Raw genomic sequence first — 13,471 nt, forward strand, 5'->3', positions numbered from 1 at the left:
AAATTATCAAATTTAAAAAATATAACAGCTAAATTTTACCCAAAATTCAATCAATAATGGAAATCCCCTCTCCTCCTAGGAGAGGGTTAGGGAGAGGTGCTTTTATAAAACCCCATTCTCCAACAACACTTCCAACCCTTTCACCTTTTCCATATATTTCAGTCGTTCTTTTTCCCACCTCACTTGTTCTTTCAGCACTGAGACATCGCCATCAATCACCTTATACACATCTTTGACCTGCATATTTTTCGGCTTCGGCTTTTCACTCCAGTGAAAACTATCTGTAATGTCATCAATTTGACTTACAAGGCGCTGGCTTTGCGCCTCTAAAGCCATTTTATAAAACTTTAAATGTTCATCCGTTAAGGCTTTAGGGCTTTTGCCTTTATTGGTTTCAAGCTGTAATTGCAGCTTTAATAAATAAAACAAATCCTGTGCTTCATGAGCTTGGTTCACCACTTGCAGCAATTCAGTTTTTTCCGTTTTTTTAGTTTCATCAGGTTCACGGTCAGGGTGAATCATGGCAGTGATTTTTAAATACACGGTTTTCAGTGATTGGTTCACTAACTTTTCAGCTTGTTCACGCTTTTGCGCTAAGCGTTTCCGCTGATGCTCTTCTTTCTCACGTTGATATTGTTCGCTGTCCCACTCTTCATAAGACTCGTATTCTTCTTCTGTTTCTTGTTCTATATCAACATGACCTTCTACTTTGCTCTGTTCTGCTTGTGCTGACTTGGCTTTTTTATTTGACTTTAGGTTATGTGCATGGTGCTGCTGATAAAAGGCATCTACCTCTGCGACTTTTTCAAGTTCTGCTGTATTTAAATAGTTGGATTTTTTAAGCTGCTTAGCCAGTTTCGCAAGCTTTGCATCCAGCTGTGCTAAATCTGCTTTGGCAAAGTCTTCTTGCTGTATGTGGTGCCAAAGCTGTGCAAGCTGACGATAGTACACCGCATGCAAATCACCATAGATCGGTACAAGTTTTAATTGAATATAACTCTGGATTTCACTTTTGGCATTTTGCCAAAGCGCTAAATCCAGCTTTTGCTGTTCAATTTGCTCAATCAGTTTATTCAGCTTTTTATGCTGTGGGGATAAAGCTTCAGCACTCGGGAGTAAACTGACTTTTAACTCAAAAGACATAAGCAAATTTAACGCAAAAAGAAAATTATAGCCGATCTAAGCACTAAACTTATGAGCAAGTTATATGAATCAACAATGGCTTTTGGTCCATTAACGCTCAAACCGTTGTAAATATTGACCCAACTCTTCTCGAACAACCACCTCATGTCCTGCATGACTTCGACTTTGTTCCAAGAGATGCTCTGAGTCGATCACTGCCACGCGATGACCATCTGCAATTAAACGATCTACGCCTTCAAAGAGCATTCGAACACCAACATCGTGTATCAAAGAAATATTGGTCAGGTCTAAAACGATATGGTTCTTCGCAACAGGTTCATCCTCTAAGATCCGCAGCAACATTTCCGACTCAGTAAATTGCAATACGCCGCGCAGTTCATACACCACCACCGAATGATCAAGGCCGCAGGTATAGCGACTCTGGACGATCGTTTGCGCTGAAGGTGTTCCCTCCATCACATGTAGCCCCATGTCCTTAGACAGTCGTTCAAATATTTCGACGCCTCGAACACTATTCCCATGTGTATCCAGTTTCGGACTAAAGACCGCCAGCCCAACCTGCCCCGGTAAAGCCCCCATGATGCCACCGGTCACACCGCTTTTGGCAGGAATACCAACCGTTGTCAGCCAATCACCCGCAGCATCATACATGCCGCAAGTCATCATCACACTCAACACTTGGCGCACCACCGAACGTGACAGCAACCGTTTACCTGTGGCTGCTTGCACACCACCATTGGCAAGCACACTGGCCATTTTTGCCAAATCTTTAACCGACACTAATATTGCACACTGACGAATGTAACCATTCACCACATCTTCAGGGTCTTCTTCAAGTACACCGACTGTGCGCAGCATGTAACCGATCGACAAATTTCGAAAAGCCGTCTTCACTTCAGACTTATAAACCGCTTCATCAAAACTCAGCTCACGCCCCGCCAGTTCACTTAAAAATTCACGGAGTTTTTCAGCTCGAGTGCTGTGTTCGTCATGCGGTAAAAGTGAATGTGTGGTGATTGCACCCGAATTGATCATCGGGTTCTTGGGCAGATTGGTATTTTTATCTAAGGCAATTTGGTTAAAGGCTTCGCCGGAGGGTTCAACCCCGACTTTTTTTAATACCACATCCAAACTTTGATGACGTATCGCCAAGGCATAAGCAAAAGGTTTAGACATCGACTGTATAGTGAACTCGACTTCGTCATCACCCGTGGAATAAATTGTGCCATCTACGGTAGACAGTGCCAAAGCCAGTCTATTTGGATTGGCGTTAGCTAACTCAGGAATATAATCTGCCAAAGCTCCGTGCTGATTGGCATCGCAGGCATTGAGGACATGCTGTAAATAATCTGGAACAGGCGTTTTCATAAGGGTTATTTTTTGTTGTGCGCTTTTTTATTTATAACAAATTGAACTCCATCTGTATAAGTCCTTATGGTGAAGACGCGTTCTGAGCTAAAACCTGTATGTGCTGTATATTCAAATGGTGCATCATTTCTCGAATAAAAACGAAATAACTGAGTTGAGTGATTGCCTGCTCACCAAATAGATTTTGGTAATATTCGGTATGTTCAATCATTTCATTAAAGCCATGTTCTAGGCTTTGTCGGTCAATGTGGGCCGCATGTTCAAAAAAGGTCTGCGCCAATATATGCAACATCATGTCATTCGACTGAGCATAGCGCTGCGTCTGATAATCAAGCTGTAATCGTTCTAAAATTTCTTCAATTTCATAGATCAAATATTCAATCGCTAAAGCATCGAAGCGCTGATGTCGGACACATTTTTGCACCAAAGCCGCTAAGCCATGATCAAAATGAATATTCTGTTGCTCGGTCTGAAAGTCGAGCTGCGCTAATCCGAGCTGAAATTGTAATTGCTGCATAACTATCGTTTAAATTATTTAATCTTCTGCAAAGTTTAACTCACGAAAGCTACGCACTTGGTTACGACCTTGTTGCTTTGCCATATACAGCGCTTGATCGGCCATACGCGTGACCACAGCAGACGGTGTCCCCTCAATCGCAGTTGCTACACCGAAACTTGCACTAATCTTCAACATTTGATGGTTGGCTATCATAGTTTCAGCTTCAGAAATGGCCAATCGACAGCGTTCAGCGACCTCTATCGCCTGCTCTAAACTCTGATTTTTTAAAATTAAAATAAATTCTTCACCGCCATAACGTCCAACCACATCTTGTACACGAGTATTGTCATTTAAAATTTGAGCAACACGTTGTAAAACGGCATCTCCTGCATCATGTCCATATTGGTCATTGATCAGTTTAAAATGGTCGAGATCAAGTAAAACCACTGCAAATTCAGGCCGTGTCTGTTTGCTGAGTGTATCAAGTTCATGACTAACATAACGTCGGTTAAACACATTGGTCAGCCCATCGACACGGCTGAGGACTTCCATCTTTTGTTCACGGTGTCGCCACTGTAAAAGCAAAATCTGAAAAAATACTGCACTGACGATCAATATAGGTAAATACAACTCCGCCATACTCATCAGCCAAAAGGCATTGTCGTAAAACTCACTCTGTTTTAAAGCTGGGCTGAAAATCGGTGCATATTCTAGATGGTCAATCGAAGTTTGATAGCAAATGTAGCCAATAAACAGTGTGATCGGAAATGTAATACTGAGCATAATTGCAGGACGATAAAAAACCAAACCGACCATCAGCAGATTGACCGTCCCCGCCATGGTGGCAGGACTATAGATCCCGATCATATAGCCACCATAGATCATGCCGATCCCAAATAGGACGGGCGCAAAATAGCTAAAAAACAGTCTAAAATTTAAATATTTTTTGAAATAAAGACTGAGTACTGCCAATACGCCATAACTGAGTAGGACTATACAAGCGACGATGATCCTGAACTTGAGTTCACTCGGATTAAACCAAATCCGATTGGTCGAATAATAAAAATTCATGATGCACCACTTCAACACGCTAACTTGACTCAGCATGCCAAAGATGAGAAGTAAACGCCCTTTATCGTAGTCAGACCAATTGATGATGAGATAGTCTGACTCAAACAAAAGATGCTTCAATTTACGCCATTGTACGCCCCATTTCGTACAGACAGCATTGCCCCAATTTTTCCCCATTAATCTTCTTTTTTATTTTATTATTTCGCTAGTTATACAAGGTTTTAACTTCAAAAAGAAAGCCTATTTTCACAGTTAAAAGTGCAACCTTTGAAGCCTTTAAACTTCACTTACACCACTATTCAAATTACTTTTCCGCTATTTTTTTTAGCTCAATTGGTCACTTTTATCTTTTTGAAATAGTACAGTTTATTATTCTAAACGCTCGGTGAATAAGATCCCGTTCAGATGATCGACCTCATGTTGTACGATCCGTGCAGGAAAGCCATTCAGGGTTTTCTCTTTGACTTCACCTTGAAGGGTCAAATATCGCACGTGAATTTGCTCGGCTCTCGGGACTTGCCCTCGTGCATTCGGCACACTTAAGCAGCCTTCTTCACCCAAAACCGTGGTCGTAGATCGAGATGTAATCACTGGATTCACCATCACGATCGCCTCCATTTCAGGCGCATCGGGATAGCGTAAATTTGCACGTGAAGCCACGATAATCACCCGCTTTGAAACATAAATTTGCGGCGCGGCAATGCCTACGCCTTGACGCTCAAGCATAGTGGCATGCAGTGTTTCACTTAGTGCAGTTAACCATGCAGAACCTATTTCAGATGCTTGTACCTCTGCGGCAGTGAGCGTCAAAATTGCTTCACCACGCTGTGCAACAGCAGCAACATAACTCATGTTTTTATCCTTTTTTAATTCTAGCAAGCTTAAATTATTTAACTGATGTTACGCACGTAAAAGTAATTACGCATTTTTAAAATGATATTTAAGTTTATTCGACGGAGTCTTACATCTAGGATTTAAATAAAGGGATTAGCCTTCGGCTGGAGGTACTCTTACGAAACAATGTTTCTCATTAGGCAAAATGAGATGCGAAGCTTCGCAAGGAAACCATCTTGCGGAGCAATGCTCCTCACCGCAAAACTCGTTCACTAGTATCAAATTATTCAAAGTATCGCAAAAACATTTTTGATTAGAAGGAGTCCTGTCTCAAACACTTGCGGATGACGTTACTGCGTAACATCAGTTATTTAAAAAAAACAACCACACGATATGTATAATTATCAGTTCTGAGTATAAAACAACAGCGTGCTATGGCTTTAAATCTTTTGTGGTTTATATAGAGCACAAAGTAAAATAGTAGATCATACTACCCTATACCATTGATATTTATCATTTATAAATCAAGGTACACTATTATCTATTACCAATCATTCTTTTAGTTAATGCGACTTTATCTATATTATTTTATTCTTAATTAATGATATTTTCATAACTATAAGTTTTTAATAAGGCAACAAAGTTTGATTATTCAATAAAAATTTGAATCACTAAAATCGTCAAATGCTATTTGCTGCTGGAAAATATTTGCATGGAAGCTCAGCCACGCCTGACTCGTCAAGATAAACGCACCCTCGGACTGTCATCCCTCGGTGGCGCACTTGAGTTTTATGACTTTGTCATTTATGTGTTTTACGCCAAAATTATTTCGGAACTGTTTTTCCCCACTGGCCTCAGTCCATTTTGGGCGATGTTGAATACCTACGGTATTTTTGCAGCAGGATATTTTTTCCGCCCATTGGGTGGTGTCGTAATGGCGCATTTTGGCGATTTGATTGGTCGTAAGCGTTTATTTAGTTTGTCTATTTTACTCATGGCTTTGCCTACGCTGATGATTGGTGTAATGCCAACTTTTGAAAGTATTGGCTATGCAGCACCACTTTTGCTCCTACTGATGCGTGTGATTCAAGGCATCGCGATTGGTGGTGAAATCCCAGCGGCATGGACTTTTGTTTCAGAGCATGTGCCTGAGCAAAAAATTGGGATCGCCAATGGCTTACTCACTGCTGGCTTATCTTTAGGTATCCTATTGGGCGCACTGATGTCTTTGTTTATTTCATTACAATTTACAGAGTCAGAAATCCATGACTGGGCATGGCGGATTCCATTCATTCTAGGCGGAATCTTTGGTTTTGTTGCGCTCTATCTCCGCAGTTATTTAAAAGAAACGCCTGTATTTAAAGCCATGCAAGAAAAGAAACAATTGGCTAAAGAGCTTCCTGTGAAACAAGTGCTGCAACAGCACAAAACAGGCGTTGTGATTGGTATGCTGTTTACATGGTTCTTAACTGGCTGCGTTGTTGTATTGATTTTAGCGATGCCAAATCTACTCACGAGCACCTTTGGTTTTGAACGTGCAGATGCCTTTAAAATGCAAAGTGCCGCTATTGTGATGCAAATGGTCGGTTGTATCTTGGCAGGTCTTTTGGCAGATCGCTTCGGTGCGGGCAAAGTGATGCTGTTCGGTTCCCTCCTTGTCGCGATAATCGCGGGCGTGTTCTATAACAGCTTGGGCCATGTGGCAGCATCGACCGTGTTTACGCTCTATATGCTGCTCGGTTTGGCATCAGGTACGGTCGGCATGGTGTCTTATAGTATGGTGAAAATGTTCCCTGCACAGATTCGTTTCTCGGGCATTTCATTTTCATACAATTTGGCTTATGCCATCGCGGGTGGTATCACCTTGCCATTGGTTCAATGGTTGAGTTTATACAGCAACATTGGCGCCATGTATTATATATGGACTGTCTGTTTGGTGACCTTCTTTACTGCGATGCTCTATCGTCAACGTTTTGAAAAAACATCTCGCTAACTGATGTTACGAAGTAACATCAGCAGCGCAATTTGATTCAAATAAATGAACGATACGCGCTAAGGTCATCCGCAAGTGTTTGAGACAGGACTACTTTTAATCAAAATTGTTTTTGCAATACTTTGAAAAATTTGACGCTAGTGAACGAGTTTTGCGGATGACAATGGTTTTGGGTACTTTTGCCTAAACAAAAGTACCTCCAGCCGAAGGCTAATCCCTTTATTCAATCCATAGATGTAAGACCCCGTCGAATAGACTTAAATATCATTTAAAAATTGTGAAATTACTTTTACGTGCGTAACATCAGTCACTAAAAAAAGCGGTCAATGACCGCTTTTTTTAAATCACTTTCAAATCAATTCAGGCTTTTAAATTTTTACGTAATTCATCTTCTACAATTTCAATCTCAAGCTGACTAAAACGACGAATTTCACCTTCTGCATGTTTTTCAAGTAATCCACCAATCAGTGGAACTTTGACTTTCACCGTCCAGTCCAAATTGAAACTCACTTGTGTTGCATCACCACTGACACTTCGTTTACAACTGGCTTCGAGCGGTAGGTTCGGATCTAGTTTGACGTCAGAGGTTAATGCCGCCAAATTACTAATATCCGTACGTTTCAGACGAAACGCATCTTTTAAAAACTTCTTGGCAATATCTGGAATATTTACATCCAAGTTATAGGCACGTTTTAAGGTATACATATCACCTGTTTTTTTTGATTCTAAAATTTCTAGATTTTCACCCGGTATGCGTTTGCACACCGCTTCATGCAAGCTGATATCTGCGGCTAGTCGTTTAAAATCTTCAAGTGAAACGCCATGAATTGTGGCATTGACGGTAAATTGATGTGCCATTCTCGTAATCCTTCAGGTCAATATTGGTTTTATTGTTTTATTTCGCCCAGTCTACAGTTGCTAAAACTGTGCTTTGGATTAAATCGGAAAGCGCTGTGGCTGTCATTGACCTGAAACCAAGCTAGAAAAACAGAATTGCCATACTTCAAGTCAATCGGGCTTTGACTTAAAGGCTTTTTTGAAAGATTTGCCCATGCTGATCTTTAAACTCGAGCTGAAATTCCCAGCCCGCATCGATTTTTAAATACATCCCTGCATAGGACAACTTTGCGTGCCAATGACCGAAGTCGAGCCTTACAATATCAAAGCTGGCTTGTTCAGGAAGCTGTTGCATTGATTTTGCATGTATCAAAGCGCTGGGTTCAAAAGACGTGCAGTGCGAGCCATAATCATGAAAAAGTTTGAAACATAGCTGATTAAAAATTTTAAATGTTGAATCTTTTGGGTCAAGTTGCATCATTGCTTTAATAACGTTCCATATCTTTTCATTTCTTCTTACGCTTATTTTTTTCTTTTTTAAAACGAATCTTTAAAGAGCTGATTTTAAAAATTTCATTTTAATTTAAGTTGTTAATTTAACAGCATGCTATGCACTACACCATCCCGATCACGGTGTACCAATTTGATTACTTGTGAATAATCGATCAAGACGCTTTGGTGTTTATAACTGATTTGGATGCCGTATTCATCTGCACCATCATCCAAACCGCTGATGCTACATTGCGTCCCTTGTGGAAATGCCTTGAGCCATTCAGCGTTATACACATCTGCTATTTGCTCAAACTGAAAAAAGCTCGCCTTTTGCTGCAGTAGAACCGTAGCTTGTCGGTCAAAACGCAGTTGCTGCTCAAGTTGAAAGTCGATAATCATGACTCTGCACGCTCTTTACTTATTCATCGGGATCGGATCATCGGCTATTAAAATCAAGCTTCGCAGACACCCAATTTTGCTTATAAATTCACAGAGGATTTTATGACATGTCTTAGACTCAAATGAACACAGCCACATTTCTTAAGGCATAAAAAAGGCACTTCTCATCGGGGTGAAGCCCGATGAGAAGTGCCCTTTATGGTTACAAAGTAAATATATTTTTATAAATTGTCAAATTGGGAATGAAAAAAACATCTGTGGGCTAAATGGATAAAGCTTTCATCGCCTGTTGCTGCTGTTTATTTTTGACTTGTGTCCATTGCCACCAACCAAATGCCGCCAAGCCCACAAAACCAGCATACAACGCCGCAGTGAGATACAGGTCTTTGTATATAAACATACCCACATAGATTATATCGACAAATACCCAAAGCACCCAAGTAGCAATATGTTTCCGGCTGGTCCAATACGTTGCGAGTAAGCTAAACGCGGCCAATTGTGCATCCAAAATTGGCACGGCTGCATCGGTAAAATAGTGCAAACTTAAACCAAAAATCAAACCGCCCACCGCTGCTAAGAGCATTTGAAAGATCACGAGTTTGGTCGCAATCGGTTCAATACGGATGTCATGATCTTGTTGTTTGCCCTTCAACCAATGATAAAAACCGTAGAAGTTCACCACTACAAAGAAAAACTGCAAAATGGTTTCGCCATAAAGTTTGTAGGTATAAAACAGGTAGGCATACAGCAAAAAAGCTGCAAAGTTAAACCACCAACACCACATATTTCGCTTAATGGTTAAACTCACCCCGATTAAACTAATAATAACTGCAAATATTTCTAAGTTCGACATGGTTGATTGGGCCTTAAAAAAGCTGCAGCTATTATGGAAAAAATCAGCCCAAAGGCAAGCTATATCCCACACTATTTCATATCAACTCTGTAAATTTTAAATCAAACCACTCATCCACCAGACGATGATTTTGATGTTTTGAACGCATCAGTTTTGACAGTTTTCTAACAATCGTTTAAAAACTTAGCTATGCCTAAAGAATAATCAGAAGGAATCATTAAAATGTCAGAACAACAAGGTCGTGTAAGTCGAGAAATCCGTGGTCATCTTTATTTGATCGGTTTGGACCGTGCAGATAAACGAAATGCGTTTGACAGTCATTTAATTCATGACCTTTCATTGGCGCTCACTGAATATGAAGATGATCCAAATTTACGTTGTGCGGTGATTTTTGCTCATGGTGATCATTTTACTGCAGGTCTAGATCTGGTCGAACTACAACCCAAACTCGGCAGTGGACTGTTTAATTTTCCTGATCAGCAAATTAATCCGTGGGGCACCAACTCACGACAACGGAAAAAACCAGTTGTGGTCGCGGTACAAGGGTTCTGTTTTACAGCGGGTATTGAACTCATGCTGAATGCCGATGTCGTGATCGCACAGCGTCAGACAGAGTTCGCTCAAATGGAAGTGCAACGTGGCATTCTTCCTTTTGGTGGTGCAACAGTTCGCTTTGTGCAAGCAGCAGGTTGGAATAAAGCCATGCGCTATTTACTCACGGGTGAACGTTTCAATGCACAAATGGCATATGACATGAACTTGGTGACTGAAATCACCGACCAAGCGCCCTTATCTCGTGCAATAGAACTTGCAGAACAAATTGCACAGGCCGCACCACTGGCGGTTCAGGCAACACTCGCAGCAGCACAGCAAGGGGTGCATTTGGGAGCCGATGCTGCATTTGCTCAATTGGATCAGCACTTACAACCACTACTAAAAACACAAGATGTACAAGAAGGTGTGATGGCCATGCTACAACGTCGCGCAGCCAATTTTCAGGGCAAATAACCCTTTATTTAAACTGAGTAAACCCTTTACGTCCTGCCTATCAAGAGAAAAATTATGTCAACGGATTTAGAACCAGCAGCGCAAGAAATACATATTACACCCGTGAGTTTCCCTGCAACCGATGGTTATACGCTTTCTGGCGTTGAATATCGGCCTAATACTGCCGCTAAGGCCAATATTATTATTTCAAGTGCGACAGGTGTACCTCAACAATTTTACCGTCGTTTTGCCGAGTATGCCGCAGGACTCGGTTATCAAGTACTGACTTTTGATTATCGTGGTATAGGACGTTCTGCACCGTCAAAACTTAAAGGCTTTAAGATGTCCTACCTCGACTGGGGACGTTATGACCTTTCTGGTGCCATAGCTTATATGCAACAACACAGTCAGGAAACTTTTCTAGTGGGACATTCCTATGGCGGCCAAGCACTAGGACTTACCTCAAATCACGATCAGATACGTGCCATGTATTGTTTTGGCACTGGCGCAGGTTGGCATGGCTATATGCCCTTTAAAGAAAAAATGAAGGTTCATGTAATGTGGAATATCGTTTTTCCGCCGATGGTTGCCATCAAAGGGTATTTGCCTTGGAGCAAACTCAATATGGGCGCTGACCTTCCTGTCGATGTCTATAAACAATGGCGCCGTTGGTGTAAAAACCCAACCTATTTCTTTGCCGACCCTGAGCTGAGTGAGTTATCTCAACAATATGCTGCAGTTCAAACGCCGATTTATGCGGTCGCTGCGCTCGATGATGACTGGGCATTACCCAATTCACGACATGCTTTTATGCAGCATTATGCGCAAGCATCAATGCACTATATCAATATTGAAGCGCAAGATTATGGTCTAAAACAGATTGGTCATATGGGATATTTCCGCAAAGGTGCTGAACTCTTATGGCAGGAAGTGATTGGAAGGTTTAACGAGCTATTAGTCGCCTAGACCAATTTACTTCATACATAGCACATTGATTTATTCGGATAGAGAGATACATGCGTCCACGGAAAAACACCTCTGAACATCTATTACTACAGTCAGCACACGCCTTTAAACGCTATGGTTATATGGGCTGTAGCATGGGGAAATTGGCTGAAGCCTGTGGACTCTCAAAAGCTGCGTTTTATTATGACTATCCGAATAAAGACGCTTTGCTGATGGAAATTTTAAACCTGACACACGTGAAGTTAAAGCACAGTATTTTTCAGCAATTACAGCAATCCACTGCATCACCTCAACAGACTTACCCGCACATCCATCAACTGGCCATCCAGTTTTTTAGCCAAGGTGGATTAGGTTGTTTAGTCGGGATATTAAGTATGGAACGTCAACATTTGCCTACCGAGATTTTTGCAAAATTACAGTCCATCTTTCAGGAGTGGCAACTGGCCTTTGAAGTGTTTTTTCAGCGATGCATGACCATCGAACATGCCGCTCAACTTGCCAAAGTCAGCTTGGCGGATTATGAAGGCGCGATTTTAATGGCTCGAATAACCGATGATTTGAGTTATCTCGATTTAGTCCAAGATCGCATTTTGCTTCAACTTGCGGAGTCTTGATAGCGATATTCAATTTTATGTTCTTCGCCAAAACGGTCGACATGTGTATAAAACTCACCGTATCGGCCTAAATAATACTCGAGCGATTGATTGTAAAAACTCCAATAAATCGACCATTCATTCAGATCTAATTGGCGAATTTGAGTTTTACAATTGACTGGCATGCGACGTAAAAAAACTTCTTGTAACTGTTCGGCTGCCTGTAGCGAATCTAATTTGTATTGTTGTTGAAAGAAAATTTCCGCAATATCATCAAAAAGTTGCTGTTCATATTCATCTACTTCAATGACTTGATCGACGTCACGAATAGCATCATCATTCGATGCTAAAGAGATACTTTTCGATTTTTTTGGTGCTTGGTAACGCGTATATTTTTGACGATATTTTTCTGTTTTTATTATTTTTTTGACCACGATTCCTGCTGCAGACAACGCAATCAGAATACACATCACAATGAGAAAATTAACCATAATAACAACCTACTGCCGATGACGCGCATACACATCATTAATCACCGAATATTTTTATGGACTAATATAACGCACAATAACGTTTAAAATTCATACAAAATTATTTTAAAGCTGAAATCCTGCCTATTTTCTTTGCTAATTTATTTCAAACTATTACACCTGCTGAAATCATTGAGTATGTATACATTTCTAAAAAATCTATTATTACTTTTAAAACAGTATAGTTAGATGCATTTATGTGGTTATTTATCCGTATTTAACGATTAATTTATAAATATACATTTGTAAATTTTGCAACAATTTTGAAATAAAAACACAACCCAACGGCGCAATGGCTGCAAAAAAAAATAAAACGCAACAAGAAGCCTCTTTAAGCACAAGGCGATATCTTCTGAAATGACAGGCTGTTGGAGTTTTCTATAAAAAGAAAAAATTATGATACGCGAAGCACAAATTCAGGATATACCCGAAATTATTCACGTGATTCACAACAGCATTCGTTCATGTATCCAGGACCATCAACGTAATGAAAGTGTGATTCAAACTTGGCTTGAGGAGGCAAATCAATCAAATATCTTAATGTGGATGCTTTACAACGACAGTTGGGTCTACGTCAGTGACAATCGAGTGGTCGGCTTTATTTTAGTCAGTGATCAAGGACAAATTTTACTGAACTATATCTGCCCAGAACGTCAGTACCAAGGCATTGGTAAGGCGTTATTGTTAAACATGATGCACTGTGTCAGGAAAAAGAATATTACCGAGATCAGTCTAGAAAGTACCCATACAGCACTCGCCTTTTACCAAAAATATGGCTTTGTCGCACATCAGGATTTTGAACCTGCTGATGTTCCGCTCAAATTGGTTAAACAGCTCTGTTAGTAGAGAGATAATAACGTTTATAGAGGGATAGATTTTCAAACAGCATGAATTTGAGAGATGAAT

The 13,471-nt window shown here is 40.6% G+C and carries 15 protein-coding genes; 5 read left to right on the forward strand and 10 right to left on the reverse strand.

The genetic code is table 11. From position 1 onward, the window contains the following. Nucleotides 1-102 precede the first annotated feature (102 nt). From B1201_RS02650 to def, 5 genes are all read right to left on the reverse strand, one after another. A complete protein-coding gene (locus tag B1201_RS02650; protein WP_078192219.1) occupies nt 103-1,143 on the reverse strand; it encodes a molecular chaperone DnaJ in 1,041 nt (346 codons plus the stop codon). Nucleotides 1,144-1,233: 90 nt separating this feature from the next. Continuing rightward, the gene (locus B1201_RS02655) at nt 1,234-2,511 is read right to left on the reverse strand and encodes a glutaminase (protein WP_078192220.1); all 1,278 of its coding nucleotides are present in this window, start codon (nt 2,509-2,511) and stop codon (nt 1,234-1,236) included. A 64-nt stretch (nt 2,512-2,575) separates the two neighbouring features. Next, nucleotides 2,576-3,028: a hypothetical protein gene (locus B1201_RS02660; protein WP_078192221.1), complete on the reverse strand. Its 453-nt coding sequence runs from the start codon at nt 3,026-3,028 to the stop codon at nt 2,576-2,578. Between the two features lie 18 nt (nt 3,029-3,046). Continuing rightward, nucleotides 3,047-4,258, reverse strand: coding sequence for a GGDEF domain-containing protein (locus tag B1201_RS02665; protein WP_078192222.1), 1,212 nt, complete (start codon nt 4,256-4,258; stop codon nt 3,047-3,049). 192 nt (nt 4,259-4,450) lie between these two features. After that, nucleotides 4,451-4,933: a peptide deformylase gene (def, locus tag B1201_RS02670; RefSeq protein ID WP_078192223.1), complete on the reverse strand. Its 483-nt coding sequence runs from the start codon at nt 4,931-4,933 to the stop codon at nt 4,451-4,453. A 694-nt stretch (nt 4,934-5,627) separates the two neighbouring features. Here def and B1201_RS02675 point away from each other — a divergent pair. Beyond that, the gene (locus tag B1201_RS02675; RefSeq protein WP_078192224.1) at nt 5,628-6,908 is read left to right on the forward strand and encodes an MFS transporter; all 1,281 of its coding nucleotides are present in this window, start codon (nt 5,628-5,630) and stop codon (nt 6,906-6,908) included. A 360-nt stretch (nt 6,909-7,268) separates the two neighbouring features. Here the strand turns inward: B1201_RS02675 and B1201_RS02680 are convergent, their stop codons facing one another. The 4 genes from B1201_RS02680 to pnuC form a co-directional block, all read right to left on the reverse strand. Further along, nucleotides 7,269-7,766 (reverse strand): DUF2505 family protein, encoded by a 498-nt coding sequence (locus tag B1201_RS02680; protein ID WP_078192225.1) that lies wholly within the window; start codon nt 7,764-7,766, stop codon nt 7,269-7,271. A 166-nt stretch (nt 7,767-7,932) separates the two neighbouring features. Next, a complete protein-coding gene (locus B1201_RS16915) occupies nt 7,933-8,100 on the reverse strand; it encodes a hypothetical protein (RefSeq protein ID WP_171263720.1) in 168 nt (55 codons plus the stop codon). 236 nt (nt 8,101-8,336) lie between these two features. Next, complete coding sequence (locus B1201_RS02690; protein ID WP_078192227.1) at nt 8,337-8,636, reverse strand: hypothetical protein; 300 nt, start codon at nt 8,634-8,636, stop codon at nt 8,337-8,339. 262 nt (nt 8,637-8,898) lie between these two features. Beyond that, nucleotides 8,899-9,489, reverse strand: a complete 591-nt coding sequence (pnuC, locus tag B1201_RS02695) for a nicotinamide riboside transporter PnuC (protein ID WP_078192228.1) — start codon at nt 9,487-9,489, stop codon at nt 8,899-8,901. A gap of 222 nt (nt 9,490-9,711) precedes the next feature. Here pnuC and B1201_RS02700 point away from each other — a divergent pair, with 222 nt between their 5' ends. The 3 genes from B1201_RS02700 to B1201_RS02710 are packed head-to-tail and all read left to right on the forward strand — an operon-like array spanning nt 9,712 to nt 12,056. Beyond that, nucleotides 9,712-10,497 carry a crotonase/enoyl-CoA hydratase family protein gene (locus B1201_RS02700; RefSeq protein WP_078192229.1) on the forward strand — a complete coding sequence of 262 codons (786 nt, stop codon included), beginning with the start codon at nt 9,712-9,714 and terminating at the stop codon, nt 10,495-10,497. Nucleotides 10,498-10,551: 54 nt separating this feature from the next. Continuing rightward, complete coding sequence (locus B1201_RS02705; RefSeq protein ID WP_078192230.1) at nt 10,552-11,442, forward strand: alpha/beta fold hydrolase; 891 nt, start codon at nt 10,552-10,554, stop codon at nt 11,440-11,442. A gap of 50 nt (nt 11,443-11,492) precedes the next feature. After that, nucleotides 11,493-12,056, forward strand: coding sequence for a TetR/AcrR family transcriptional regulator (locus tag B1201_RS02710; RefSeq protein ID WP_078192231.1), 564 nt, complete (start codon nt 11,493-11,495; stop codon nt 12,054-12,056). Here the strand turns inward: B1201_RS02710 and B1201_RS02715 are convergent. Further along, nucleotides 12,038-12,526 (reverse strand): hypothetical protein, encoded by a 489-nt coding sequence (locus B1201_RS02715; protein ID WP_078192232.1) that lies wholly within the window; start codon nt 12,524-12,526, stop codon nt 12,038-12,040. The two genes, B1201_RS02710 and B1201_RS02715, sit on opposite strands and share 19 nt — an antisense overlap. 435 nt (nt 12,527-12,961) lie before the next feature. On the opposite strand from B1201_RS02715, the gene B1201_RS02720 reads away from it, so the two are divergent. Next, complete coding sequence (locus B1201_RS02720; protein WP_078191420.1) at nt 12,962-13,408, forward strand: GNAT family N-acetyltransferase; 447 nt, start codon at nt 12,962-12,964, stop codon at nt 13,406-13,408. The last annotated feature ends 63 nt before the right edge of the window (nt 13,409-13,471 follow it).

Origin of the sequence: Acinetobacter sp. ANC 5600, assembly GCF_002018395.1 — a bacterium.
Lineage (GTDB): Bacteria > Pseudomonadota > Gammaproteobacteria > Pseudomonadales > Moraxellaceae > Acinetobacter > Acinetobacter amyesii.

Bases quoted from the DNA above. Each gene is read 5' to 3' on its own strand.
- B1201_RS16915 (WP_171263720.1), bottom strand. From the start codon at position 8,100: ATGCAACAGCTTCCTGAACAAGCCAGCTTTGATATTGTAAGGCTCGAC.
- B1201_RS02655 (WP_078192220.1), bottom strand. From the start codon at position 2,511: ATGAAAACGCCTGTTCCAGATTATTTACAGCATGTCCTCAATGCCTGC.
- B1201_RS02690 (WP_078192227.1), bottom strand. From the start codon at position 8,636: ATGATTATCGACTTTCAACTTGAGCAGCAACTGCGTTTTGACCGACAA.
- B1201_RS02715 (WP_078192232.1), bottom strand. From the start codon at position 12,526: ATGGTTAATTTTCTCATTGTGATGTGTATTCTGATTGCGTTGTCTGCA.
- B1201_RS02680 (WP_078192225.1), bottom strand. From the start codon at position 7,766: ATGGCACATCAATTTACCGTCAATGCCACAATTCATGGCGTTTCACTT.
- B1201_RS02710 (WP_078192231.1), top strand. From the start codon at position 11,493: ATGCGTCCACGGAAAAACACCTCTGAACATCTATTACTACAGTCAGCA.
- B1201_RS02700 (WP_078192229.1), top strand. From the start codon at position 9,712: ATGTCAGAACAACAAGGTCGTGTAAGTCGAGAAATCCGTGGTCATCTT.
- pnuC (WP_078192228.1), bottom strand. From the start codon at position 9,489: ATGTCGAACTTAGAAATATTTGCAGTTATTATTAGTTTAATCGGGGTG.
- def (WP_078192223.1), bottom strand. From the start codon at position 4,933: ATGAGTTATGTTGCTGCTGTTGCACAGCGTGGTGAAGCAATTTTGACG.
- B1201_RS02660 (WP_078192221.1), bottom strand. From the start codon at position 3,028: ATGCAGCAATTACAATTTCAGCTCGGATTAGCGCAGCTCGACTTTCAG.
- B1201_RS02720 (WP_078191420.1), top strand. From the start codon at position 12,962: ATGATACGCGAAGCACAAATTCAGGATATACCCGAAATTATTCACGTG.
- B1201_RS02705 (WP_078192230.1), top strand. From the start codon at position 10,552: ATGTCAACGGATTTAGAACCAGCAGCGCAAGAAATACATATTACACCC.
- B1201_RS02650 (WP_078192219.1), bottom strand. From the start codon at position 1,143: ATGTCTTTTGAGTTAAAAGTCAGTTTACTCCCGAGTGCTGAAGCTTTA.
- B1201_RS02665 (WP_078192222.1), bottom strand. From the start codon at position 4,258: ATGGGGAAAAATTGGGGCAATGCTGTCTGTACGAAATGGGGCGTACAA.
- B1201_RS02675 (WP_078192224.1), top strand. From the start codon at position 5,628: ATGGAAGCTCAGCCACGCCTGACTCGTCAAGATAAACGCACCCTCGGA.